The organism is Burkholderia sp. R-40 (assembly GCF_049942845.1).
GTDB lineage: Bacteria > Pseudomonadota > Gammaproteobacteria > Burkholderiales > Burkholderiaceae > Burkholderia > Burkholderia ambifaria.
Map to the genome: position 1 here is coordinate 2,087,710 of NZ_CP187967.1, position 20,674 is coordinate 2,108,383.

Here is a 20,674-nt window from a genome sequence, read left to right on the forward strand (position 1 = left end):
TACGTAAGACGGGCGCTCACGCGCTCGCCGGCAATCGTTTCCCCACCCGCAGGAAGCAATCCGCGCTCACGCGAACATTTCCCGATAACCGAGAAACAGTTCCTCGAATACGAGCCGGGCGTTGAGCGGATGGTTCTCGACCGTCCGCTGGCGCGTCACGGCCTTCATGAAGCGCGCGAACGCGTTCGCGTCGACCGCCTCCGCGCAACGCGCGAGCGCGGCCGCCTGCATCGGGAAGTAGCGCGGCGCGCCCGCCATGCGCTGCGCGAGCAGATCGTACAGCCAGCGCTGCAGCCAGCCGAGCACCAGCGGCACCGGCAGCTTCTGCAGCGTCTCGCCGCACGCGAACGGATCGCACGCGGCGCCGGCCGCGAGCTGGCCGAGCGTGAAATCGCGCAGCGGGCGGTTCTCGTCGCTCGCGAGCGCCAATGCGGCGAGCGGCGCGCCGCCCGCTTCGGCGAGTAGCGCACGCGCGTCGTCGACGCCGCGCGCCTCTAGCCATGCGGCGGCCGCGTCGGGTGCCGGCACGGTCATCGGCCACTGCCGGCAGCGGCTGATGATGGTCGGCAGCAGCCGGTCGATGCGCGCCGACACCAGCAGGAACACGACGCCCGACGGCGGCTCCTCGAGTGTCTTCAGCAGCGCGTTCGACGCGGCGACGTTCAGCGCCTCGGCCGGATACAGCACGACCACGCGCGCACCGCCGCGGTGCGAACCGACCCCGCAGAAATCGAGCAACGCCCGCACCTGCTCGATCTTGATCTCCTTGCTCGGCGCGCGCGTCTTCTTGCCGCCCTCATCGGCGTCGGCCGGCTTCGCGTCGTCGACCGCGCCCGGCGCTTCGCCCGCGAGCACCTCGGGCAGCACGATCCGGTAGTCCGGATGGTTGCCCTGCGCGAACCACGTGCAGGCCGCGCAGCTGCCGCAAGGCTCGCCGTTCGGCTGCGGCGCTTCGCACAGGAAGCCCTGCGCGAGATGCTGCGCGAACTGCAGCTTGCCGATTCCGGCCTGGCCGTGCAGCAGCAGCGCATGCGGCCATTGCGGGCGCAGTTGCTGCAGGCGGTTCCAGTCGTCGGTCTGCCACGGATAGATCATGTGGTGCGTTCCTTCGGGTTACAGCGCGGCGAGCACGCGTTCGAGCTGCTGGTGGATCTCGGGAATCGACTGCGTCGCGTCGACGATCGCGAAGCGGTGCGGCGCCTCTTCCGCGCGCCGCAGGTATTCGCCGCGGGTGCGCGAGAAAAACGCGTCCGACTCGCTTTCGAACTTGTCGGGCATGCGCACGGCGCCGCGGCGCTCGCTCGCCACCTGCGGCGCGACGTCGAACAGCACCGTCAGGTCGGGCTGGAAGCCGCCCTGCACCCAGCGCTCGAGCGTCTCGAGCTTGTCGCGCGGCAACCCGCGGCCGCCGCCCTGGTACGCGAACGTCGCGTCGGTGAAGCGATCGGACACGACCCAGTCGCCGCGCGCGAGCGCGGGCTCGATCACGAGCGCGAGGTGCTCGCGCCGGGCCGCGAACATCAGCAGTGCTTCGGTCTCCAGATCCATCGGCTGGTTCAGCAGGATCTCGCGCAGCTTCTCGCCGAGCTGCGTGCCGCCCGGCTCGCGGGTGACGACGACCTGCCGGCCGCCCGCGGCCAGCTTCGCCTGGAGTCGTTCGCAGAACCATTGCAGGTGGGTGGTCTTCCCCGCCCCGTCGATGCCTTCGAACGTGATGAATTTACCGCTCGCCATTATTGACCTCGTATGTACTTGTCCACGGCCTTGTTGTGATCGCCGAGCGTATCCGAGAACACGCTCGTGCCGTCGCCCTTCGCAACGAAATAGAGCGCGCCCGTCTGGGCCGGATTAATCGCCGCCTGCAGCGAGGCGACGCCCGGCAGGGCGATCGGCGTCGGCGGCAGCCCGCGGCGCGTATAGGTATTGTAAGGAGTGTCGGCCTGCAGGTCGCGCTTGCGCAGGCGGCCGTCGTACGCGTCGCCGAGGCCGTAGATCACCGACGGATCGGTCTGCAGCGGCATCCCGATGCGCAGCCGGTTCGCGAACACCGCGGCGACGAACGTGCGGTCAGCCGCGTGGCCCGTTTCCTTTTCGACGATCGACGCGATCGTCAGCGCTTCGTAAGGCGTCTTGTACGGCAGCCCCGGCGCGCGCGCGGCCCATGCTTCGTCGAGACGCGTCTGCATCAGGTGGTACGCGCGCCGGTAGATGTTCAGGTCGCTCGTGCCCTTGTCGAACAGGTAGGTGTCGGGGAAGAACAGCCCCTCGCCGCTGCCGCGCTGGATCGCGGCGTCCGGCGCCCCGATCGCGCGCAGCAGCTCGGCGTCGCTCATGCCGGCCGTTGCGTGCGCGAGATCGGGATTGCCGTCGAGCTCCGCGCGCATCCGCTTGAAGGTCCAGCCCTCGATCACGGTCGCGACGTACTCGTTCACGTCGCCGCGCGCGATCTTCTGCAGGACGTCGTACGGCGTGATGCCGGTCTTGAATTCGTAGTTGCCGGACTTGAGCCGGCTCGACAGCCCGAGCACGCGCGTCATCGCGACGAAGCCGAGCGGCTCGACCGGCACGCCGCCGCGCTTGAGCTGCAGCGCGACGCTCTTCACGCTGCTGCGCGGCTTGATCGTGACGTCGAGCGACGCCGAGCCCAGCAACAGCGGCCGGGTCGCCCAGTAATATCCGCCGCCCGCGCCGGCAGCGGCCACAACGACGGCCAGCGCCACGACCGTCGCGGCGCATTTCTTCAGTAGGGACATGGAAACGTGACTCAGGTAAGACCCATATAATACTTGCTCGCCTCCGTCAAAGTCAGGGTTGACTGTTCCCTCATTCCATGAGCACACCGTTCGCTTCACCGGCTGCCCAGGCCGCAACTGCCTCGCTCCCCGTTTTCCCCCGCCCGTCCGCTGCCGATTTCGACGCGCCGGGCGCCTGCATGCCGCTCCCGCAGTTCGGCGTGATCGACGTGGCCGGCGACGACGCCGCGACGTTCCTGCACAGCCAGCTCACCAACGACATCGAGCATCTCGATGCCGCGAGTGCGCGCCTGTCCGGCTACTGCTCGGCGAAAGGCCGCCTGCTCGCGTCGTTCCTCGCCTGGCGCGCCGGTCACGGCGTGCAGCTGCTGGTCTCGAAGGACGTCCAGGCCGCCGTTCAGAAACGCTTGTCCATGTTCGTGCTGCGCTCGAAGGCGAAACTGACGGACGCGAGCGACACGCTCGCGGTGGTCGGCTTCGCGGGCGACGTGCGCGATGCGCTGTCGGGCATCTTCGACGCGCTGCCGGACGGCGTGCACGTGAAGGTCGACGGCCCGGCCGGGGCGCTGATCCGCGTGCCGGACGCGGCAGGCCGCAAGCGCTATCTGTGGATCGGGCCGCGCGCGGAAGTCGACGCGCGCCTCGCCGCGCTCGGCGGCAAGCTGCCGGTCGTGTCGCCGGCCGTATGGGACTGGCTCGACGTGCGCGCGGGCGAGCCGCGCATCACGCAGCCGGCCGTCGAACAGTTCGTCCCGCAAATGGTCAACTTCGACGTGATCGGCGCCGTTAACTTCAGGAAGGGATGCTACCCGGGCCAGGAAGTCGTCGCGCGCAGCCAGTACCGCGGCACGATCAAGCGCCGCACCGCGCTCGCGCACGTCGCCGGCGAGACCGACACCGTGCATGCCGGCGTCGAGCTGTTCCACAGCGACGACCCGGGCCAGCCGTGCGGAATGATCGTCAATGCGGCCGCCGCACCAGCGGGCGGCGTCGACGCACTCGTCGAGATCAAGCTGGCCGCGCTCGACAGCGGCACGGTGCACCTCGGTGCGGCCGACGGACCGACGCTCGCGTTCGACGCGCTACCGTACGCATGGCCGACGGAAGCGTGACGCACTGACAACCTATTGCACGCCGGTTCGCACGTAGCGGCCGGCGCGCGATGTTTCCTGCGAGAGATTCGCCCGATGTGTCTGATTGCCTTCGACTGGCAGCCTGATGCCGCCGCCGGTCCTGTCTTTACCCTCATCGCCAATCGCGACGAATTCTTTCGCCGTACGAGTGCGCCGCTGTCGTGGTGGGAGGACGTGCCGGGTGTGCTGGCCGGCCGCGATCTCGAAGCGGGCGGCACGTGGCTCGGCGTGTCCCGCGACGGCCGCTTCGCGGCGCTGACCAATTACCGCGCGCCGTTCGACATTCGCGCGGGCGCACCAACCCGCGGCAAGCTCGTGTCCGACTTCCTCGGCGGCCCGCCGGTCGCGCCGCTCGATTATCTCGGCGCGCTGGCCGAGCACTCGGCCGTGTACAACGGCTTCAACCTGCTGGTCGGCGACTGGAAGCGGCGCGAACTCGCGTGGTTCTGCAACCGCGCGGCCGAAGGCGAAACCGCTGTCGCGCCGCCGGTCGCGGTCAGCGCCGGCGTGCATGCGCTGTCGAACGCGCGGCTCGATACGCCCTGGCCGAAAATCGTGCGCAAGCGTGCGGAACTCGGCACGCTGCTCACCGACAATCCGACCCCGTCGCTCGACGAACTGATCGAGCTGATGCGCGATCCGCGCGTCGCGGACGACGACGCGCTGCCGCACACCGGCATTCCGATCGAGCGCGAGCGTGCGCTGTCGGCCGCGTTCATCGAGACGCCCGAATACGGTACGCGCGGCACGACCGCGCTGCGCGTGACGATGAAGGAAGGCGTGCGATTGACGGTCGACATCAAGGAACGCTGCGACGACGACGGCTCGCACCGGACCGTTCGACCCGGCACGTTCGAGCGCGCGTTCACGTTCGACATCGACGCGACGCAGCCGCGCTGAGCCTGTGCGAGCGGCCCGGGCCTGTTCATACGAATAACAGGCCCTAGGGCGCGCGCGCCATCTCGACGTGCGGCACGCCCACTTCGACGAACCGGTCGCCGATCGCCGTGAAACCGTGCCGTACGTAGAACGCGACCGCGGCATCCTGCGCGTAGAGCCGCACGACCGGTTCGCCGCGATGCCGCGCCGCGTCCAGCAGCGCGTGCAGCACGGCCGATCCGGCACCCTGCCCGCGCGCGTCGGCCAGCACCGCGACGCGACCGATCGTGCCGGAGCGCAGCAGCCGTCCGGTCCCGACCGCGCGGCGGGTGCCGGTCGCCGCATCGACCCGGTAGGCAACCGCATGCAGCGACAGCGGATCCTCGTCGTCGAGCTCCCATTCCGGCGGAATCCGCTGCTCGCGCACGAACACCGCATCGCGAATGCGGGCGGCATCGCCGCCCAGCACCGTCCAGTCGCCCGTTTCCACCCAGTCGTCGGTCATCGCTTCCTCCGCGCGGCGTCGAGCGCCGCCGCCGTCAAACGTCGTCGAATGCCGCCTTGAGCGCCGCCACCGCGTCGGCATGCGCGGCCCGCACCTCCGGTACGTAGCCGCCCATCTTGAAGAACTCGTGGATCATCCCCGGATAGCAGACCAGCGTGACGGAATTGCCGGCCGCCCGCAGCTTGTCCGCATACGCGGCGCCCTCGTCGTGCAGCGGATCGTATTCGGCCGTCGCGATCCAGGCCGGTGCGACGCCGGCGAACGACGGCGCACCGCGCTTGCCGTCGAGCGGCGCGAACCGCCAGTCGTCGCGATCGGACCGATCGCGCACGTATTGCGTGAAGAACCACTGGATCGTGTCCTGCGTCAGCAGGTAGCCGTTCGCGAGCCGCGCGTGCGATCCGGTGTCCTGGTAGCCCGTCACGCCCGGATAGATCAGCATCTGCAGCGCAAGGTCGATGCCCGCGTCGCGCGCAAGCACCGCGCAGACTGTCGCGAGCGTGCCGCCCGCGCTGTCGCCGCCGAGCGCGAGCCGCGTCGCGTCGATGCCGAATGCGGCGGCCTCGCGATGCAGCCAGCGCAATGCGTCGTCCGCGTCGTTCACCGCGGTCGGGAACCGGTGTTCGGGCGCGAGCCGGTAGTCGACCGACAGCACCGCGCACTGCGCGTCGCGCGCGAACATCCGGCACAGCGCGTCGTGCGTGTCGACGCTGCCGACCGTGAAGCCGCCGCCGTGGTAATAGACCAGCGCCGGCAGCGGTTCGGCGAGGCTCGGCTCGACCGGCAGGTACAGCCGCGCGCCGATCGCGCGACCGTCGCGCGTCGGCACCACGCAGGCCTCGACCGAATGCATCGGCGCGGGTGCGACGTCGAGGATGGGCGCGCTCTTCTCGTACGCGGCGCGCGCCTGCTGCGGCGTCTGGTGGTGATAGGACGGACGTTTCGCGCGCTCGACCATGTCGAGCACTTGGGCGATCTTCGGATTCAGCGGCATCGGTGAGGACGGCGCGTGCGGCGCCGTGAACGGACAAGCGTCACATGATGCCACGCGCGGGTCAGACGAGCTGCACCAGCTGCTTGCCGAAATTACGGCCCTTCAGGAGCCCGAGGAACGCGTCCGGCGCCCGCTCGAGCCCGTGTGCGATCGACTCGCGGTAATGCAGCTGCTTCGTCGCGACGAGTTCGCTCAGCTCGGCCAACGCGGGCGGCCACGCGTCCGGATGCTCGAACACGATGAAACCCTGCATCGTCAGCCGCGAGCGCAGGATCAGGCCCGGATTCGCGAGCGGCGCAGGCACGCCGTCGTAGCCGGCGATCATTCCGCATACCCATCCGGATGCGGATCCGTGCCGCAAAACAAAACGGCCCTGCCTTCGATCAGGCAGGGCCGCTCGTTGCGGCGCTTACGCGTCGCTCGGGCCGGGCTGCGCATCCGGCGCCGTGCGCGTGCGTTGCCGCTTGATGTCGCGGCCCACCGCGAGCCGCCGCATGTACTTGAACGTGCCGAGCGCCTTCGCGACGAAGTTGCCGTCGCTGTCGCGCACTTCGCCTTCGCAGTACGCCATCGTCGTCGAACGATGCATCACGCGTCCGTACGCGCGCAGCTCGCCGCGCCCCGGCTGCATGAAGTTCACCTTCATCTCGACCGTGACGACGCCGACGCCGTCGTCGGTCAGGCTGCGCGCGGCCATCGCGAGCGCGATGTCCGACAGCGTCATCGTCACGCCGCCGTGCGCGATGCTCCACGTGTTCATGTGCCGCTCGTCGAGCGGCAGCACGATCTCGCTCGCGCCATCCTTCGCGGATACGAGCCGCACGCCGAGCAGATCGACGAACGGGCTTTCGATCGACGGGCCGTCCGTCGGGGATGCCGCGTCGCTCATCGTGCGCTTTCGGAGAAATAGTCGACGCACTGGCGCGATTCGGCCACCGCAACGACGAATTTCTTCACTTCCTGGTGAACCGGGTGCACCTGGTACGCATCGAGCGCGGCCTGGTCCGTGAAATCGGACACGAGCACGACGTCCGACGTCGCGTCGAGGCCGGGCGTCGCCACGCCGACGTCGAGCTGCAGGATGCCCGGCACGAGATCGCGGCAGCCTTCGAGCTTTTCCTTCAGCTTCAGCGCGTTCTGCGCACGCGTGCCGCCTTCCGCCGATTCCTTCAACTTCCACATGACGATATGTCTGATCACTTCGTTTGCTCCAGTTCGTGGTGGTTCGGCGATTCGCCTGGAACCTTTGCCAGTCGGGCATCAAGTGCCCTTTTCATCGTTTGCTTACGGTCGTCGGGAATCGTGGCGAGCGGAGTAAAAAGCGGGTAGCAAAGCGGGGGCGATTTCCAACGTCCAACGACGATACCCGTCTTTTTACCGTGCCACTCACCGACGTCGAGATCCGACAAGCGAAAGCAGGCAACAAGCGTACCAAACTTACTGTGGGCAATGGACTGTATCTCGACGTGCGCCCATCAGGCTCGGAAGCGATTGTTCCCCAGGAAATGGTAAATTCATACGAAAACCATACCTACGAGAGAATATATATGGCCCGAGCCATGATCTGCGTCGGCGACACGACGACGCACGGCGGTCGCGTGCTGGAGGGCACCGCGACCGCGACCATTGACGGGAAACCGATTGCCGGCGTCGGGCACAAAGTCCTTTGCCCTCAGTGCAAAGGCGTCTTTCCGATCCTGCCCGCCACTGGCCGGCGATACCCGCACAACTTCGGCGGACGAGAAACCGCCATCGAAGGCATGAAGACCGCTTGTGGGGCGACGCTGATCGCCTCGCAATCGTCCGCGACACTCGACGATGTCGGAGCCGGTGAAGCGACGACGGGTGCTGCAGTCGCCAACGCTGCAGCAGCGCTGGCCCCTTCGCCTACGCTCTGCCTCGAATGCCTGAAATCCGCAGCCGAAAATGCTGCAACGATGATCGCGCGCGGGTAGAACCATGACCGGCAATTCGATCGAAGCGTTCTACTACACGCGGCAACAGCAGTTGACCATGCAGGTGCACTTGTACGCGCTGGTCGACGGTCTCCTGTTCGCCGATGCGGCTGGCGGGTCCCCGCCTCAGCGATCGCAAGCCGCCGTGGCGCTGTTCGACGGCACACCGGACGCATCACTCGCCGATGCGGGCCCGTGGCTGCTCGACTACGAGCGTGCGGGCGGCAACGTACGACGTTCGCTCGCCGCGATGGCCGGTGGTCCCACAGGCATGTCGTGGCTGATCAGCGCATATCCAATCGAGTCATTGGCCGACGAGCTGCGCCGTCGACTCGACGTGCGCTTACCGGATGGCCGTACAGCCCTCCTTCGCTTCTACGACGCCCGCATCATGGCCGACATGGCATCGCTGATGGAATTGACGCAGCGCATGCAGTTCTTCGTCCCGACATTCAACTGGCTCGTCGAACTGAATGGAAAACTGAAGGGAGTGCACCCGCATGCTTGAGTGGACGAGCGAACAGGTCGCCGGCCTTGCCGAGATCGACGCACGCGGATACGTCGAACGCACACGGCAGGATCTCGTCAAGGCGGATCCGAAGCTGGCCGACGACGGCACGCTACCCACGCGCCTCTGGAATGCGTACGTCGCTGCTCGACAGCTTGGCATCCAGTCCGATGAAAATGTCGCCGCGTTTCTGCGGATCGAGGCATACGCGCCGAGCTTCTACGAAAAGCCCGCAACACGTGCATGGCTAACTCGCCCCGGTCGTTCACCGGACGAACGCTTTCACGACTATTTCCGCGTCATCAAGTGGCGCATCGAACATCCGGAATACAACGGGGGACTTGAGAATGGCAGCAGCACTTCCACTACTGGAGGGGGTATTGGCGGAACTTGGGCCAGTCTTGGCGCGAGCTGGCGCCGCCTTGTTGGGCGCGGTCGGACTGGCGGGAACGGCGAGCCTGTCTAGCGACACGACGAAGGATGAGAGCAAGGCAAAGACTGATGCCAAGGCCGTGCCGCGTACCGGTGAGAAGTGTAAAAAGTGCCCGCCGGAAGAAACCGGTATCGCGAAAAACAAAGTGCACCATATGTCCAACCACTCGCGCGAGTATCAGGCTCGCATCACGGGTAGGCCGTACAGCAATGAAGGGAAGTGGAACGAAGAATGGTTATTCGAGGGCATCTATTTCGACGGCTTTCTGCCAGCAGAATGCATGCTCCAAGAAGCCAAGTCACGCTATGCCAAATTCCTGCAGCGTGATAAATACGGCGAACTCGAACCCGTCGATTGGTTCGAAGGCTGGCCCAGTACCATTTCAGATATTTCGCGGCAGGCCGACGCGGTCAATCCGTTTCCGCCGACACGATTGACGTGGTACTTTGAGGAACCTGAGCCGAGAGAGTACTTGCTCAAAGAGCTTATGCGGAACTCGGTCCTTTCCGTCGTACAACCGTAACCCGAGATCAAGATGGACTTCAGCCTTCAGTTCAGGGATGCCACACTTGTTGCGACAGACTTCGAACAGATTCTGTCGCGCATACATGTCGTCACCTCCGTTATGGGCGCAATTGAACCCAATCTAGCAACATGGTTTGCGCAAGGCGAGACTGTAGACGATGCACTCCTGTATCCGGCATTCGAAGACGGCCAACCATCGACGGCCCTCCTCGCCGTCCTAAAGCACAAGTTTTCTTCCGATCCCTCGCGCTCTTACGTTGCGCTTTGGAATGGTAACCAGAACAAGGGGGAAGGCGCTTCCCTCGCATGCCATGTCGGGAAAAACGTCAGCCCGAACTCGTTCGATGCCAAAATTTCTGACGACTCGGTGCTCGAGAACGCTGCATCAGTTCAGGAAATTGTGAAAGCCACGGTCACCGCATTCAACCCCGCTTACGTGTCGGTCGCTCCGAGGAGCTACGTTACCAAGCAGGTATTCGACGACAAGCCGGGCGTGGGGTGGATGATCTATTTGCCGCGAGTCATCACCCAACAGCAGGTACCAGAAGCCCGCGACCTCATTCCGGTTCCTGGAGCAGGAAGACTACAGACCGGCACCATCGTTGTCAGCACAACAGATGCGCCGTTCTCAATGCAGAATCCCGAGCACGTTGAGACAGCAAATCGAATCGAGATCCGACTCGTCGAGCAAGATCTCCTCCCCGCCTTCAAGGATCTGTAAGCGCGATGCCGGCGCGATAGTCCGCACCGGCATCGCGCTTAGAACAGCCCCACCGGCTGCGCCGCGTCATCCCAACTGAAGATGATCAGCTCGTTTCGTTCGGCAGCCCTCCCTCCCCCGCCTACGGTGTACTGGATCGGAACGGTCTCGATGTGAAACCCGTCGAACACGCGCCGAATGTCGGGATGGTCGTTGAGGCTCACGATCGCGCGCCCCTTGATCGACCGCAGACGCTGCGCCATCTTCTCGTACTCCGAGAACGGAAACGCCACGCCGTACCCTTCCGTCTCGTAATACGGCGGGTCCAAGTAGAACAACAGCAGCATCAGCGCGTGTCGTACGCGGCGGTTGACAGGTTGAAGTGGAACGCGTCGCCCGCTTCGCTCGTCATCGACATCATGTGCGGCGTGCTCGATGTCGCACCGTCGACCAGCCCCGACAACATCGAGCCGACGCCCGTCGACTTGATCACGTCGAGTACCGCCGAATCCTTGATACCGACCGCCGCGTTGAATTGATTCCACGCCCCGCCAAGCGCCGACTTGACGCTGTCGGCGGCAGCCCGCACAAGGGGGAAATTCGAACCGTCGATCGCCGTCAGGATCGAGCCGACCGACGCCTGTGCCGCGTTGAAGCTGCGCAGCACCGTGCCGACCTGCGGAAACAGGTCACCCGCCAGTGCGATCGCACCGCTCGCCCCCGTCAGCAGCTCGGCCCCGCTGCTCAGATTGCCGGTCGCGAGACGCTGCAGCACGTCGACCGTCGACATGCTCGCCGCGCGGTTTCGGTCGAATATCCGAACCATCTGCCGCACGCGCTCGGTTGCGATACCGGCCTGCGTCGCCGCTCCCGTGATTTGCCGAATCACATCCATGGTTTCCTCCTTTACATATGCGGCGCATCGAACATCGCCGTGCGGCTGTTCGCTTTGCGTTGATGCTCGTCCATCATGCGTGTCAGCATCGGACTGACCTGCGCGAGGAACTTGTTAGCCATGTCGGCATCGCTCGCTTCGATCTTCACGTGAAAGACCGGCGCGAAGGTGTTCTGCTGTTCGATACGCGGCTCCGATCGAGCGCCGACGCCGGCCGCATCCGGCACGAGCGCCTTCGCTTTCGCGACGGCTGCGACGTTCGCAGGCGATTCGTCCGGCTTGCGATCCAGCACCCTGCGCGAGACAGCGCTGAACAGCTTGTCGCCGGCAAACGTGCCGACCGCACCACCAATCACACCGAGCACCGCCGAGCCGATCGGCCCACCCAGTGCTCTTGCCCTACTGGCGTACCTACAGTGGTGGCAGAACCTCTCGAAAGCGCCATATCAATCAGTTGCGCATCGACGCGGGCCCCGTCCGACTTGAGAGCCGCTGCAATTTTCTGATAAGACTCGCGATTGGCAGAGGAAGGTGGGTCACACCGCAAGAGATTGTCGGCCCCCGAAGCATTGCGCATCAGTAAATGCGGCGGCTGTCCTGCATTGATGGAGGCCAACTTGTTGATTGCCGATGGACGATCGCGCGTGAGCATCATCGAAGTTTGGGAATCTGTTCCCCACCGGGCACCTTGACTCGGTTGCCAACCCGCTCCACAAATCTCTCCGGTTTGCTCGGCCGTAATACAGCCTGTTTTTATCTCAATCATGGAACAGTACTCCCGGTTCAGCACCGTTTCCGGTTGCCCTTGCCCCATGAACACTGTTCCCTGCTCGTTTCGCATAACGATTACATATTGACCTGAAGGAGAGATATTCCATTTGTTAGGCGGCTCCATCTCCGTTCCCCCGCCGGCGTTCGACTCACCTGCTCGTGGCAGCAGGCCAAACGTCGTTCCATTCGGCAAGGAGAACACCGCTTTCTTCCAGGCCCGACGGGGCAATGGATCTTGAGGGTTCGCCGCATTGCTATAGATCACTGCTGCTCCGCCAGGCAATGCAAAGCGCAGAGTGGACTGCGGTGCTGCGCTTGCAAGACCTGACCAAAGCATGGTCATCGCGAGCATGGTTCCGACATGCGTGACCAGCGTGCACGGGGAACCTTCCCGAAACAACTGAACACGCGGCTTCGTGAGTTTTAACGCTGAGTCTTTCAAGATGGCATTCCCAAAACTTGGACCAAATGTTGATAACGCCCCGGCGCAACCGACGCCCCGTTTACCTTCGCCATAGCGCGAGTGGGCCCGTAGTCCTGCAAAATGCTGGCCTCGTACGAACCCCTGTTCGGCCCCCCAGGTGGCGTGTCGCGGAACACCGCGATCTGAACGGCTAATTCGCCCCCACTGGCAACCGTAAACCGCGACAATCATGGACATCAGACTGAGATTCAGGGACCACGAACTCGAACCCACCAACTTCGAGCAAGTCCTGTCACGCATTCAGATCATTACGACCGCACTTGCCGAGGTCGAACCTAGCATCAATCGCTGGTACGCACGCGGACAGAGCCTGGAGGAAGCACGGCTATATCCGGCGTTCGAGGACGGCTCACCGTCCACGGCCATTTTGGCCGTACTCAAACACAAGTTTGGAGAAAATCCGGAAACGACATATGTGAGCCTGTGGGACGGCAACGAGGACATCAATCAAGGGACGACCATTTCGTGCCATCTGAACGAACCTGGACGCCTCAACACGTTCGAGGTGTCTCTGGCCGACAAGACAATTCTCGGCAACCTCGATTCCGTGCTGAAAATCGTTCGCACCGCAATTGCCACTTTCAAGCCCGTCTACGCCGCGGTCGGGCCGAGAAGCTACGCGACACGGCAAGTATTCGACAACAAACCCGGCGTCGGCTGGATGCTCTACCTACCCACGGTAATCACGCAGCAGCAGCTTCCGGAAGCACGTGAGCTCGTTCCTGTCCCGGAGGCCGGCAAGTCGCAAACAGGCACCATCATCGTCAGCACGACCGACGCACCATTCTCGATGAAGAACCCCGAGCACATCGAGACGGCAAACCGAATAGAGATCCGGCTCGTCGAGCAAGACCTCCTTCCTGCCTTCAAGGATCTGTAATCGACGATGCCGGCGCGATAATCCGCGCGCCGGCATCGTCGATTAGAACAGCCCAACAAACTGCGCCGCGTCCTCCTCGCTACAGATGCTCAGTTTCGTTGCGCTTCACTTGATCAATTGCAGCACGTCGCGAAAGCGCGGATACCGACTGGATCCGAGCCATTCGAATGCGATCATCTCGACGGTCGCAATCTCCACGCCGTTCGCCCCGAGCCTGCCGATCGCCGCTTCTCGATCGACCGTTTTGCGGGATCCGACGGCGTCGCTGACCACCGTGACTTTACGGCCGCTACGCAACAAGCCGAAGGCCGTTTGCAACACGCAGACGTGTGCCTCGCAACCGGCAACGATGACGCTGTTGCGTTCGGCCGGAAGCGCATCGGCCAGACCATCCGCGCACGCGTCGAAATGGTCCTTGGTCACGGTGTCCGAGCACGACCCTTTGATCTCCGACATGCTCTCGCCGAGCCTGAGTGGGCTTTGCTCGGTCCCGATGACCGGCACCTCGAAAATCCGGGCAATACGGCCGAGCCGAACGGCCTGCGCCACGACAGACGCGCCGTCGTGGATCGCCGGCATCAGTCGTGTCTGGAAATCGACCAATACGAGCACTGAATCGTCGGGTACGTGCAGCACCGTGCATTCTCCAAAATGATGTAAGGGCAACCTCGTCCACTGCCGATCATCGATGCAACACCCGGCTCCGCGAAGGACCGAAATCGAAAGCGGAGGACGCCTCCAAGCCTATCAAATTTGTCGGCGCCGACGGATGATGATCTCGAACGCTGCGGTCCGCGCCGGAACTCGGAAGCGGCATCGCGCGACCGCACTCGGCTCCATGCCGGGAACATCGATTGCTAGGCACCCGCCGCCTCGAATTCGCCGAATCCGCTGTCGTCGGTTCAACCATCCGGCAAGCACCAGAAAATGGCCTATACCGACATCCATTGCCGATCGATTTTCGCCGAATTTCAAATTCGATTATCTCAAATTCATCCCGATTCGAACATTTTACCGACCTATCTGGCAATAATTGCATCCAGCTTTGAAGCGATCAGCCGAGCGTATTCAAAATCATTATTGACTCCATCTTTATTCGAACTTTAGAATCCCCTACGACAGCTTACGTTTCATCCCCCTGCAGCACGCGCGGCGCTTCCGGCGCCATGCGGGGACCGCCTGTGGAAGAAGTCATTCATGCCTCACCGGGGCGAAAGCCTCCTTTTGCTTTTCAATTCGGGCATTCAACCGCCTGCCGGTTATTCCGTCCAATTCGCCCGCATCACGTCCGGATTAAATCACGCATTCATCCGAATGTCGTCGCACCGGACGAAGCAGGCCGAGCGCCCGCAGATTCGATCATTCTCATAAAAAAATCGCCATTCATCAGGAGGGACATCACATGCATCGTTTCGCGAAGTCGCTGTGTATGGGATTCGTCTGCGCCGGCCTGCTCGCGGCCTGCAACGACGACGACGTCAAGCCGGCCAATCCGCCGTCGAACCAGGCCGCCCTGTCGTTCCGCATGGACGCCGGTGGACAGATCAATGCGTTCTACCGGCAGGACCAGGTCGCCGCGCATCTGCTGGTGCGTTCGTCGACGAAACCGCGCCTGCTCGTGGTGTTTCCGGCCGGCAACAGCGGCACCGGGCTGTGGTTCGACGATACGGCGCAGCCGGTGAACTGGAGCCTCGACACGCCGCCCTCCGCGCTATCGGCACCCGACACGCACGGTCGTCCGCTGCACGGCATCGGTGCCGACATGTCGGTCGACACCGATACGCTGACGGTCCGCCAGGGCCTGCTCAGCAATGTGCGCTTCCTGCGCGACTTCAACGGCGGCGCGACGATTCCGCCGGAGATCGTCACCGCCCCGACGATCCAGGGCAGCGCCGCGCAATGGCAGCGCGACAGGATCGACGGCGCCCCCGGCTACGCGCTGCGCATCACGCTGCGCGACGGCGGCAGCATCGCGCCAGCCGCAGGCGGCAAGCTCGTGCTACGCGCGGCGCCCGGCACGCGCACGCTGAAACTGCACGTCGACGCGCTGTCGGGCGAGACGCCACTGTCGCCGATCACGCGCGCCGACCTGCTCGCGCCGTCCGTGAACCCCGACCCGGTCAGCCAGAACGTGCTCGAATTCCTGAGCTTCCACGACAAGCTGCTGGCCGGCTCGTGGCAGTACGACACCTACTTCGGCCGCGACACGCTGATCTCGGTGCGCATGCTGATGCCGGTGCTGGCGCCGGCGGCGATCGAGGCCGGCCTGACGTCGGTGCTGAGCCGCCTGTCGAACGACGGCAAGGTCGCGCACGAGGAAGGCATCGGCGAATTCGCACTGGTCGACAATGCGAAGAAAGGCCGGCCGAACGATGCGACGCCGGCCTACGACTACAAGATGATCGACAGCGACTACCTGCTCGCGCCGATCGCGGCGGCCTGGCTGATCGACGACACGCGCGGCCAGGCGCGCGCGGCCGCCTATCTCGCGCAACGCGGCAGCGACGGCCAGACCAATGGCAGCCGGCTGGTCGTCAACCTGCTGCACGTCGCGGCGACCGCGCAGCCATTCGCGCAGCAGCCGTCGGTCGCGAACCTGATTCGCCTGCGGCCCGGCGAGATCGTCGGTAACTGGCGCGACAGCACCGACGGGCTCGGCGGCGGCGTCTACCCGTACGACGTGAATGCGGTGCTCGTGCCGGCCGCGCTGCGCGCGGCGAACGCGTTCCTCGCGCGCGGCCTGCTCGATCCGTACCTGGACGCCGGCCAACGCGCGGCGCTCGCGAACACGGCGACCGAAGCGGCCACCTGGGAGCAGCAGGCGCCGCCGCTGTTCCAGGTGAGCGTGCCGGCCGCGCAGGCGGCGACCGACGTGTCGACCTATGCGCCGTCCGCCGGCGTGCCGGCCGGCACCGCGCCGAGCGCGCCGCTGTCGTTCTACGCGCTGTCGCTCGACCAGCAAGGCGCCCCGATCCCGGTCATGAATTCCGACGGCGGCTTCGCGCTGCTGTTCGGCACGCCGCCGGACGACGAACTGCGGCGCATCGTCGCCGACGTCACGCGGCCTTTCCCGACCGGGCTCGTCACCGATGTCGGGATGCTGATCGCGAACCCCGCGTATGCGAGCCAGGCGCTGTGGCCGAAGTTCACGAGTTCCGCGTATCACGGCACGGTGATCTGGTCGTGGCAGCAGGCGATGTGGGTCGCCGGGCTCGATCGCCAGCTCGCGCGTCAGGACCTGTCGGACACGACGCGCACGCTGCTGACGCAGGCACGGCAGACGATCTGGCAGGTGATCTCGAACGGACGCGACATGCGCACGTCGGAGATGTGGACCTGGTCGTACGTCAACGGCCAGTACCGGCCAGACGCATTCGGCACGCGAAGCGCGGACGCGACCGAGGCCAACGCGGCGCAGCTGTGGAGCACGACGTATCTCGCGATCCGCGATCCGCAACTGCGCACGGGCAAGTACTGGTGGCAGGCAGCGCAGCGGATTCAGGACGCGCAGCCGGCGAACACGGCGGCGATTGCGTCGCGATAGTCGGGCTGCCGGTTAAACGAAAGCCCCGCGCGCATATCCGCGGGCGGGGCTTCGTTCGGGTTGCGCGCAAAACGGCGGTATGTGGCATCACGCCACTGCCGCGCATCAACGCGCACCATGTCGCCGGATGCGCGGCGGTCGCTCGTCAGTGCGCGACCACGCGATTGCGCCCGTCGCGCTTCGCCTGGTACAGCCGTTCGTCGACCGCGCGCAGCAACGCATCGACCGTACTCCCGTCGACCCCGTACTGCGCGACGCCGACGCTGACCGTCACCTGCACGCGCTTGAAATCCAGCCCGAACGGCGAACTCGCGATCGACGAACGCACGCGCTCGGCCGTCATGCGCGCGCCTTCGAGCGGCATCTCGGGCAACAGCGCCATGAACTCCTCGCCGCCGACCCGCGCAAGCGCACCCGCGGGACGAATCGCCTCGAGACACTGGCGCACGACGCCGCGCAGCACCTCGTCGCCGATCTGGTGTCCGTACGCGTCGTTGATGTTCTTGAAGTTGTCGAGATCGAGCGCCAGCAGGCAAAACGGCGTGCCGTCGCGTTCCGCACGCACGATCTCGCGCTCGACCTGCCCGATGAACTGGCGGCGGTTCGACGCACCCGTCATCGGATCGGTCGCGGCCATGTACTCGAGCTTCTGGTTCGTGCGCCGCAACTCCTGCAGCGCGCTATCGGTGCGCGCCATCGATTCCGACAGCCGGCTCATCAGGTCTTCCTGGCGGTAGATCGCCGAGAACGAGCGCGTCGTCTGCAGCGCCTGCACGACACCATAGCTGAGCAGGAAGAACCCGCCCGCGAAGATCGCATGCGCGAGCCACCACATGTGATTCCACGGCTTGCCGAGGATGAACGCGACCGACGATAGCGCGAACGCCATGATCGACATCCCGTAGATCACCATCAGCGGCGAACGGATCCGCCTGGCGAGCAGCACGCCGACGTTCAGCAGCGAAAACACCAGCGCGCCGCCTTCCATCGACAGCCGCGTGCCCAGCGCGCCGGCGACCGGCGAATACGCGATATAGGCGACCGCGACATTGATGATCAGGAAGAACGCGATCCACGGCAGCCAGGTAAGCGCGCGCGTGCGCTTCTCCGGCCGGTCGGGCGGATTCGAATACGACAGCATGCCCGTCAGCAGCAGGATCGACATCACGAGCCGCGACGCGGGCCCGTACAGCAGGAACAGCCAGATATTGTGGTGCGCCATCCCGGTGAACGCCCCGTGCAGCGCGTAGATCATCGCGAAGCCGAGAAAGCCGAGTGTCAGCCAGCGCAGCAGCGGCTCGCCGGACGACCGGTAGCACACCCACGTCACGTAGGTGACGAAGGCGCCTTCGAGCGTGGCGGCCGCGATCGCGATTTCATGGAATGCGTGGCTCTCGAACACGACGTGGGGGTCGCCGAAAAACCACAAATAGGCAATCAGATAGGCCGGCAAGAGCGCGAATCCGACCAGCAGGCATTTAGCGTAGAGCCTCGCGGCCGCGCTGACGACACGCGGCGGTTCCCCGGATGCATAGGTCGTGCTCAATTTGAACCCCGTTTCGGTCTGCTGCGTGGTTCGAACGTCCACGGTGCCGGAAACGCGTGCTGCATCGTCTTCGCCGGCTACCGGAAACGCGTCGCGAGCGTCGGTGCAACGCACGCGCTGGCCCATCCCGCCGAAAGGCAAATGTCAGAGCAAGTATAGATGCGTCAATTCGTTTGACAAGTAAGGGGAAACGGCAGCATCGAATGAATGCGTTTTGCTTCCGGTTCCTTTCGAATGGCCTGCGAAGGCCGGCGCTCGCGGCTTCCACTCGAGAAGCCGCGAGTCGGTCAGTCGCAATCAAACGATTTCGAACAGCCCGGCCGCCCCCTGCCCGCCGCCGATGCACATCGTGACGACCACGTATTTCACGCCGCGCCGCTTGCCTTCGATCAGCGCATGGCCGGTCAGGCGCGCACCCGACACACCGTACGGATGGCCGACCGCGATCGCGCCACCGTTCACGTTCAGGCGGTCCTCAGGAATCCCGAGCGTGTCGCGACAGTACAACACTTGCACCGCGAACGCTTCGTTCAGTTCCCACAGGCCGATGTCGTCGACCTTCAGGCCCGCCTGCTTCAGCAGCTTCGGCACCGCGAACACCGGGCCGATGCCCATCTCGTCCGGCTCGCAACCGGCCACCGCGAAACCGCGGAACACGCCGAGCGGACGCAGCCCTTCGCGCTGCGCGACATCCGCGTTCATCACCACGCATGCCGACGCGCCGTCCGAGAACTGGCTCGCGTTGCCCGCGGTGATCACGCCGCCCGGCACGGCCGAACGGATCTTCGACACGCCTTCGAGCGTCGTGTCGGGCCGGATGCCTTCGTCGGCCGACACCGTCACGTCCTGCGTGAACAGCCGGCCCGTCGCTTTGTCGGCAATGCCCGCGCGTACGGTGATCGGCACGATCTCGTCGTTGAAGCGCCCGGCTTCCTGCGCGGCCGCGGCCCGCAGTTGCGACTGCACGCCGTACGCGTCCTGCCGCTCCTTCGAAATCCCGTAACGCTTCGCGACGTTCTCCGCCGTCTGCAGCATGTTCCAGTAGATCTCCGGCTTGTGCTCGACGAGCCAGCCTTCCTGAAGCATGTGCCGGTTCATCTCGTTCTGCACACACGAGATCGATTCGACGCCGCCTGCGATGTACACGTCGCCCTCGCCCGCGATGATCCGCTGCGCGGCGAGCGCGATCGTCTGCAGGCCGGACGAGCAGAAACGGTTCACCGTCATCCCCGGCACGCTGACCGGCAGCCCAGCGCGCAGCGCGATCTGCCGCGCGATGTTGGCGCCGGTCGCGCCTTCGGGGTTCGCGCAACCCATGATCACGTCCTCGATGCGCGCGGGGTCGAGCTTCGCGCGTTCGAGTGCGGCGGCGACCACGTGGCCGCCGAGCGTCGCGCCGTGCGTCATGTTGAATGCGCCGCGCCACGATTTCGCGAGCGGCGTGCGTGCGGTCGATACGATTACGGCTTCGGTCATGCGAGTCTCCTTCGGTCCTGCTTCATGTCCTGAATCGGATGGGAATGCGCTACGCCGTCGGGCGTGCGCCCGCGGACGTCACATGTGCGACGCCCGCCGCCTGCATCTGTTGCCATGCGTGCGCGAGCGACCCGTTCAGGTCGATCGCACGGCACGCATCGTTGATCACCGCGGCCTCGAAGCCCGCCGCGCGCGCATCGAGCGCGGACCACGCAACGCAATAGTCGGTCGCGAGCCCGCAACACCACACGCGCTTCGCGCCGAGCTCGCGCAGATAGCCGGCGAGCCCCGTGCGCGTCGTGCGGTCGGCTTCGACGAACGCGGAATAGCTGTCGAGCTGGGCGTCGCCGCCCTTGCGGATCACGAGCCTGGCGTGCGGAATGTCGAGATCGCGATGCAGCGCCGCGCCTTCGGTGTCCTGCACGCAGTGCACGGGCCACAGCACCTGCTCGCCGTACGGCAGCGCGAGCGTCGAGAACGGTTCGTGCCCCGGGTGGTTCGCCGCGAACGACACGTGTTCGCGCGGGTGCCAGTCCTGCGTCAGCACGACCTGGTCGAAGCGTCGCGCGAGCGCGTTGATCACCGGCACGACCGCGTCGCCGTCCGGCACCGCGAGTGCGCCGCCCGGCATGAAGTCGTACTGCACGTCGATCACGAGCAATACGTCGTCGGTGCGTTTCATTGCGTTTCTCC

23 protein-coding genes and 2 pseudogenes are annotated in these 20,674 nt (G+C 65.1%); 9 read left to right on the forward strand and 16 right to left on the reverse strand.

The features are described from left to right. Positions 1-66: 66 nt before the first annotated feature. The 3 genes from ACP26O_RS09645 to mltG are packed head-to-tail and all read right to left on the reverse strand — an operon-like array spanning position 67 to position 2,753. Entirely contained in the window at positions 67-1,095 is a 1,029-nt protein-coding gene (locus ACP26O_RS09645; RefSeq protein ID WP_105834086.1) for a DNA polymerase III subunit delta', read from the reverse strand. An 18-nt stretch (positions 1,096-1,113) separates the two neighbouring features. After that, positions 1,114-1,734: a dTMP kinase gene (gene tmk, locus ACP26O_RS09650; RefSeq protein WP_175664838.1), complete on the reverse strand. Its 621-nt coding sequence runs from the start codon at positions 1,732-1,734 to the stop codon at positions 1,114-1,116. Further along, positions 1,734-2,753 carry an endolytic transglycosylase MltG gene (gene mltG, locus ACP26O_RS09655; protein ID WP_175664839.1) on the reverse strand — a complete coding sequence of 340 codons (1,020 nt, stop codon included), beginning with the start codon at positions 2,751-2,753 and terminating at the stop codon, positions 1,734-1,736. Before mltG ends, tmk begins: the two co-directional genes overlap by 1 nt. 77 nt (positions 2,754-2,830) lie before the next feature. On the opposite strand from mltG, the gene ACP26O_RS09660 reads away from it, so the two are divergent. Together ACP26O_RS09660 and ACP26O_RS09665 are read left to right on the forward strand one after the other, a co-directional pair. Continuing rightward, entirely contained in the window at positions 2,831-3,865 is a 1,035-nt protein-coding gene (locus tag ACP26O_RS09660) for a YgfZ/GcvT domain-containing protein (RefSeq protein ID WP_175664840.1), read from the forward strand. A 75-nt stretch (positions 3,866-3,940) separates the two neighbouring features. Continuing rightward, on the forward strand, positions 3,941-4,786 hold the full coding sequence (locus ACP26O_RS09665) for an NRDE family protein (RefSeq protein WP_011657087.1): 846 nt from the start codon (positions 3,941-3,943) through the stop codon (positions 4,784-4,786). Positions 4,787-4,829: 43 nt separating this feature from the next. On the opposite strand, the gene ACP26O_RS09670 is transcribed toward ACP26O_RS09665, so the two are convergent. From ACP26O_RS09670 to ACP26O_RS09690, 5 genes and pseudogenes are all read right to left on the reverse strand, one after another. Beyond that, entirely contained in the window at positions 4,830-5,270 is a 441-nt protein-coding gene (locus ACP26O_RS09670) for a GNAT family N-acetyltransferase (protein ID WP_138847577.1), read from the reverse strand. A gap of 34 nt (positions 5,271-5,304) precedes the next feature. Next, positions 5,305-6,264, reverse strand: coding sequence for an alpha/beta hydrolase (locus tag ACP26O_RS09675; RefSeq protein ID WP_175664841.1), 960 nt, complete (start codon positions 6,262-6,264; stop codon positions 5,305-5,307). A 61-nt stretch (positions 6,265-6,325) separates the two neighbouring features. Next, positions 6,326-6,598 (reverse strand): annotated as a pseudogene (locus ACP26O_RS09680) (NADP-dependent oxidoreductase); the annotation flags it as partial. A gap of 75 nt (positions 6,599-6,673) precedes the next feature. After that, positions 6,674-7,153, reverse strand: coding sequence for a PaaI family thioesterase (locus tag ACP26O_RS09685; protein ID WP_006753420.1), 480 nt, complete (start codon positions 7,151-7,153; stop codon positions 6,674-6,676). Next, positions 7,150-7,464 carry a Dabb family protein gene (locus ACP26O_RS09690; protein ID WP_006753419.1) on the reverse strand — a complete coding sequence of 105 codons (315 nt, stop codon included), beginning with the start codon at positions 7,462-7,464 and terminating at the stop codon, positions 7,150-7,152. Before ACP26O_RS09690 ends, ACP26O_RS09685 begins: the two co-directional genes overlap by 4 nt. 347 nt (positions 7,465-7,811) lie before the next feature. Between ACP26O_RS09690 and ACP26O_RS09695 the strand changes: the two genes are divergently transcribed. From ACP26O_RS09695 to ACP26O_RS09715, 5 genes are read left to right on the forward strand one after another with little or no spacing between them, the layout of a single operon-like run. Beyond that, positions 7,812-8,219: a PAAR domain-containing protein gene (locus tag ACP26O_RS09695; protein WP_175660622.1), complete on the forward strand. Its 408-nt coding sequence runs from the start codon at positions 7,812-7,814 to the stop codon at positions 8,217-8,219. A gap of 4 nt (positions 8,220-8,223) precedes the next feature. Continuing rightward, complete coding sequence (locus tag ACP26O_RS09700; protein ID WP_175660621.1) at positions 8,224-8,727, forward strand: DUF4123 domain-containing protein; 504 nt, start codon at positions 8,224-8,226, stop codon at positions 8,725-8,727. Continuing rightward, complete coding sequence (locus ACP26O_RS09705) at positions 8,720-9,193, forward strand: hypothetical protein (RefSeq protein WP_175660620.1); 474 nt, start codon at positions 8,720-8,722, stop codon at positions 9,191-9,193. Before ACP26O_RS09700 ends, ACP26O_RS09705 begins: the two co-directional genes overlap by 8 nt. After that, positions 9,150-9,683 (forward strand): restriction endonuclease fold toxin 5 domain-containing protein, encoded by a 534-nt coding sequence (locus ACP26O_RS09710; protein WP_244096843.1) that lies wholly within the window; start codon positions 9,150-9,152, stop codon positions 9,681-9,683. The genes ACP26O_RS09705 and ACP26O_RS09710 overlap by 44 nt, the downstream gene beginning before the upstream one ends. Positions 9,684-9,695: 12 nt before the next feature. After that, complete coding sequence (locus ACP26O_RS09715; protein ID WP_175664842.1) at positions 9,696-10,406, forward strand: immunity 52 family protein; 711 nt, start codon at positions 9,696-9,698, stop codon at positions 10,404-10,406. A gap of 38 nt (positions 10,407-10,444) precedes the next feature. Here the strand turns inward: ACP26O_RS09715 and ACP26O_RS09720 are convergent. From ACP26O_RS09720 to ACP26O_RS09735, 4 genes and pseudogenes are all read right to left on the reverse strand, one after another. Continuing rightward, a pseudogene (locus ACP26O_RS09720) lies at positions 10,445-10,723 on the reverse strand (DNA adenine methylase); the annotation flags it as partial. Positions 10,724-10,731: 8 nt separating this feature from the next. Continuing rightward, the gene (locus ACP26O_RS09725; RefSeq protein ID WP_233410125.1) at positions 10,732-11,280 is read right to left on the reverse strand and encodes a hypothetical protein; all 549 of its coding nucleotides are present in this window, start codon (positions 11,278-11,280) and stop codon (positions 10,732-10,734) included. 11 nt (positions 11,281-11,291) lie between these two features. Then, positions 11,292-11,645: a hypothetical protein gene (locus ACP26O_RS09730; RefSeq protein ID WP_233410126.1), complete on the reverse strand. Its 354-nt coding sequence runs from the start codon at positions 11,643-11,645 to the stop codon at positions 11,292-11,294. Beyond that, entirely contained in the window at positions 11,633-12,712 is a 1,080-nt protein-coding gene (locus tag ACP26O_RS09735) for a hypothetical protein (RefSeq protein WP_175664844.1), read from the reverse strand. Before ACP26O_RS09735 ends, ACP26O_RS09730 begins: the two co-directional genes overlap by 13 nt. Between ACP26O_RS09735 and ACP26O_RS09740 the strand changes: the two genes are divergently transcribed. Then, positions 12,705-13,415 (forward strand): immunity 52 family protein, encoded by a 711-nt coding sequence (locus ACP26O_RS09740; RefSeq protein WP_175664845.1) that lies wholly within the window; start codon positions 12,705-12,707, stop codon positions 13,413-13,415. The genes ACP26O_RS09735 and ACP26O_RS09740 overlap by 8 nt on opposite strands. Before the next feature lie 105 nt (positions 13,416-13,520). On the opposite strand, the gene ACP26O_RS09745 is transcribed toward ACP26O_RS09740, so the two are convergent. Continuing rightward, positions 13,521-14,051: an isochorismatase family protein gene (locus tag ACP26O_RS09745; protein ID WP_175664846.1), complete on the reverse strand. Its 531-nt coding sequence runs from the start codon at positions 14,049-14,051 to the stop codon at positions 13,521-13,523. Between the two features lie 766 nt (positions 14,052-14,817). Between ACP26O_RS09745 and ACP26O_RS09750 the strand changes: the two genes are divergently transcribed. Further along, entirely contained in the window at positions 14,818-16,959 is a 2,142-nt protein-coding gene (locus ACP26O_RS09750; protein WP_175664847.1) for a hypothetical protein, read from the forward strand. 145 nt (positions 16,960-17,104) lie between these two features. On the opposite strand, the gene ACP26O_RS09755 is transcribed toward ACP26O_RS09750, so the two are convergent. The 3 genes from ACP26O_RS09755 to pncA all read right to left on the reverse strand — a co-directional run bounded on the left by ACP26O_RS09755 (position 17,105) and on the right by pncA (position 20,663). Continuing rightward, positions 17,105-18,505, reverse strand: a complete 1,401-nt coding sequence (locus ACP26O_RS09755) for a sensor domain-containing diguanylate cyclase (RefSeq protein WP_105834142.1) — start codon at positions 18,503-18,505, stop codon at positions 17,105-17,107. Between the two features lie 297 nt (positions 18,506-18,802). Continuing rightward, on the reverse strand, positions 18,803-19,981 hold the full coding sequence (locus ACP26O_RS09760) for an acetyl-CoA C-acyltransferase (RefSeq protein WP_126228033.1): 1,179 nt from the start codon (positions 19,979-19,981) through the stop codon (positions 18,803-18,805). Positions 19,982-20,030: 49 nt separating this feature from the next. Further along, positions 20,031-20,663 (reverse strand): bifunctional nicotinamidase/pyrazinamidase, encoded by a 633-nt coding sequence (pncA, locus tag ACP26O_RS09765; protein ID WP_006753411.1) that lies wholly within the window; start codon positions 20,661-20,663, stop codon positions 20,031-20,033. Between the last annotated feature and the right edge of the window lie 11 nt (positions 20,664-20,674).

What these genes read in the sequence shown, in the direction of transcription:
- mltG (WP_175664839.1), bottom strand. Translation starts at nt 2,753, where the DNA reads ATGTCCCTACTGAAGAAATGCGCCGCGACGGTCGTGGCGCTGGCCGTC.
- ACP26O_RS09715 (WP_175664842.1), top strand. Translation starts at nt 9,696, where the DNA reads ATGGACTTCAGCCTTCAGTTCAGGGATGCCACACTTGTTGCGACAGAC.
- ACP26O_RS09705 (WP_175660620.1), top strand. Translation starts at nt 8,720, where the DNA reads ATGCTTGAGTGGACGAGCGAACAGGTCGCCGGCCTTGCCGAGATCGAC.
- ACP26O_RS09700 (WP_175660621.1), top strand. Translation starts at nt 8,224, where the DNA reads ATGACCGGCAATTCGATCGAAGCGTTCTACTACACGCGGCAACAGCAG.
- ACP26O_RS09685 (WP_006753420.1), bottom strand. Translation starts at nt 7,153, where the DNA reads ATGAGCGACGCGGCATCCCCGACGGACGGCCCGTCGATCGAAAGCCCG.
- tmk (WP_175664838.1), bottom strand. Translation starts at nt 1,734, where the DNA reads ATGGCGAGCGGTAAATTCATCACGTTCGAAGGCATCGACGGGGCGGGG.
- pncA (WP_006753411.1), bottom strand. Translation starts at nt 20,663, where the DNA reads ATGAAACGCACCGACGACGTATTGCTCGTGATCGACGTGCAGTACGAC.
- ACP26O_RS09645 (WP_105834086.1), bottom strand. Translation starts at nt 1,095, where the DNA reads ATGATCTATCCGTGGCAGACCGACGACTGGAACCGCCTGCAGCAACTG.
- ACP26O_RS09665 (WP_011657087.1), top strand. Translation starts at nt 3,941, where the DNA reads ATGTGTCTGATTGCCTTCGACTGGCAGCCTGATGCCGCCGCCGGTCCT.
- ACP26O_RS09670 (WP_138847577.1), bottom strand. Translation starts at nt 5,270, where the DNA reads ATGACCGACGACTGGGTGGAAACGGGCGACTGGACGGTGCTGGGCGGC.
- ACP26O_RS09740 (WP_175664845.1), top strand. Translation starts at nt 12,705, where the DNA reads ATGGACATCAGACTGAGATTCAGGGACCACGAACTCGAACCCACCAAC.
- ACP26O_RS09760 (WP_126228033.1), bottom strand. Translation starts at nt 19,981, where the DNA reads ATGACCGAAGCCGTAATCGTATCGACCGCACGCACGCCGCTCGCGAAA.
- ACP26O_RS09725 (WP_233410125.1), bottom strand. Translation starts at nt 11,280, where the DNA reads ATGGATGTGATTCGGCAAATCACGGGAGCGGCGACGCAGGCCGGTATC.
- ACP26O_RS09695 (WP_175660622.1), top strand. Translation starts at nt 7,812, where the DNA reads ATGGCCCGAGCCATGATCTGCGTCGGCGACACGACGACGCACGGCGGT.
- ACP26O_RS09675 (WP_175664841.1), bottom strand. Translation starts at nt 6,264, where the DNA reads ATGCCGCTGAATCCGAAGATCGCCCAAGTGCTCGACATGGTCGAGCGC.
- ACP26O_RS09750 (WP_175664847.1), top strand. Translation starts at nt 14,818, where the DNA reads ATGCATCGTTTCGCGAAGTCGCTGTGTATGGGATTCGTCTGCGCCGGC.
- ACP26O_RS09735 (WP_175664844.1), bottom strand. Translation starts at nt 12,712, where the DNA reads ATGTCCATGATTGTCGCGGTTTACGGTTGCCAGTGGGGGCGAATTAGC.
- ACP26O_RS09660 (WP_175664840.1), top strand. Translation starts at nt 2,831, where the DNA reads ATGAGCACACCGTTCGCTTCACCGGCTGCCCAGGCCGCAACTGCCTCG.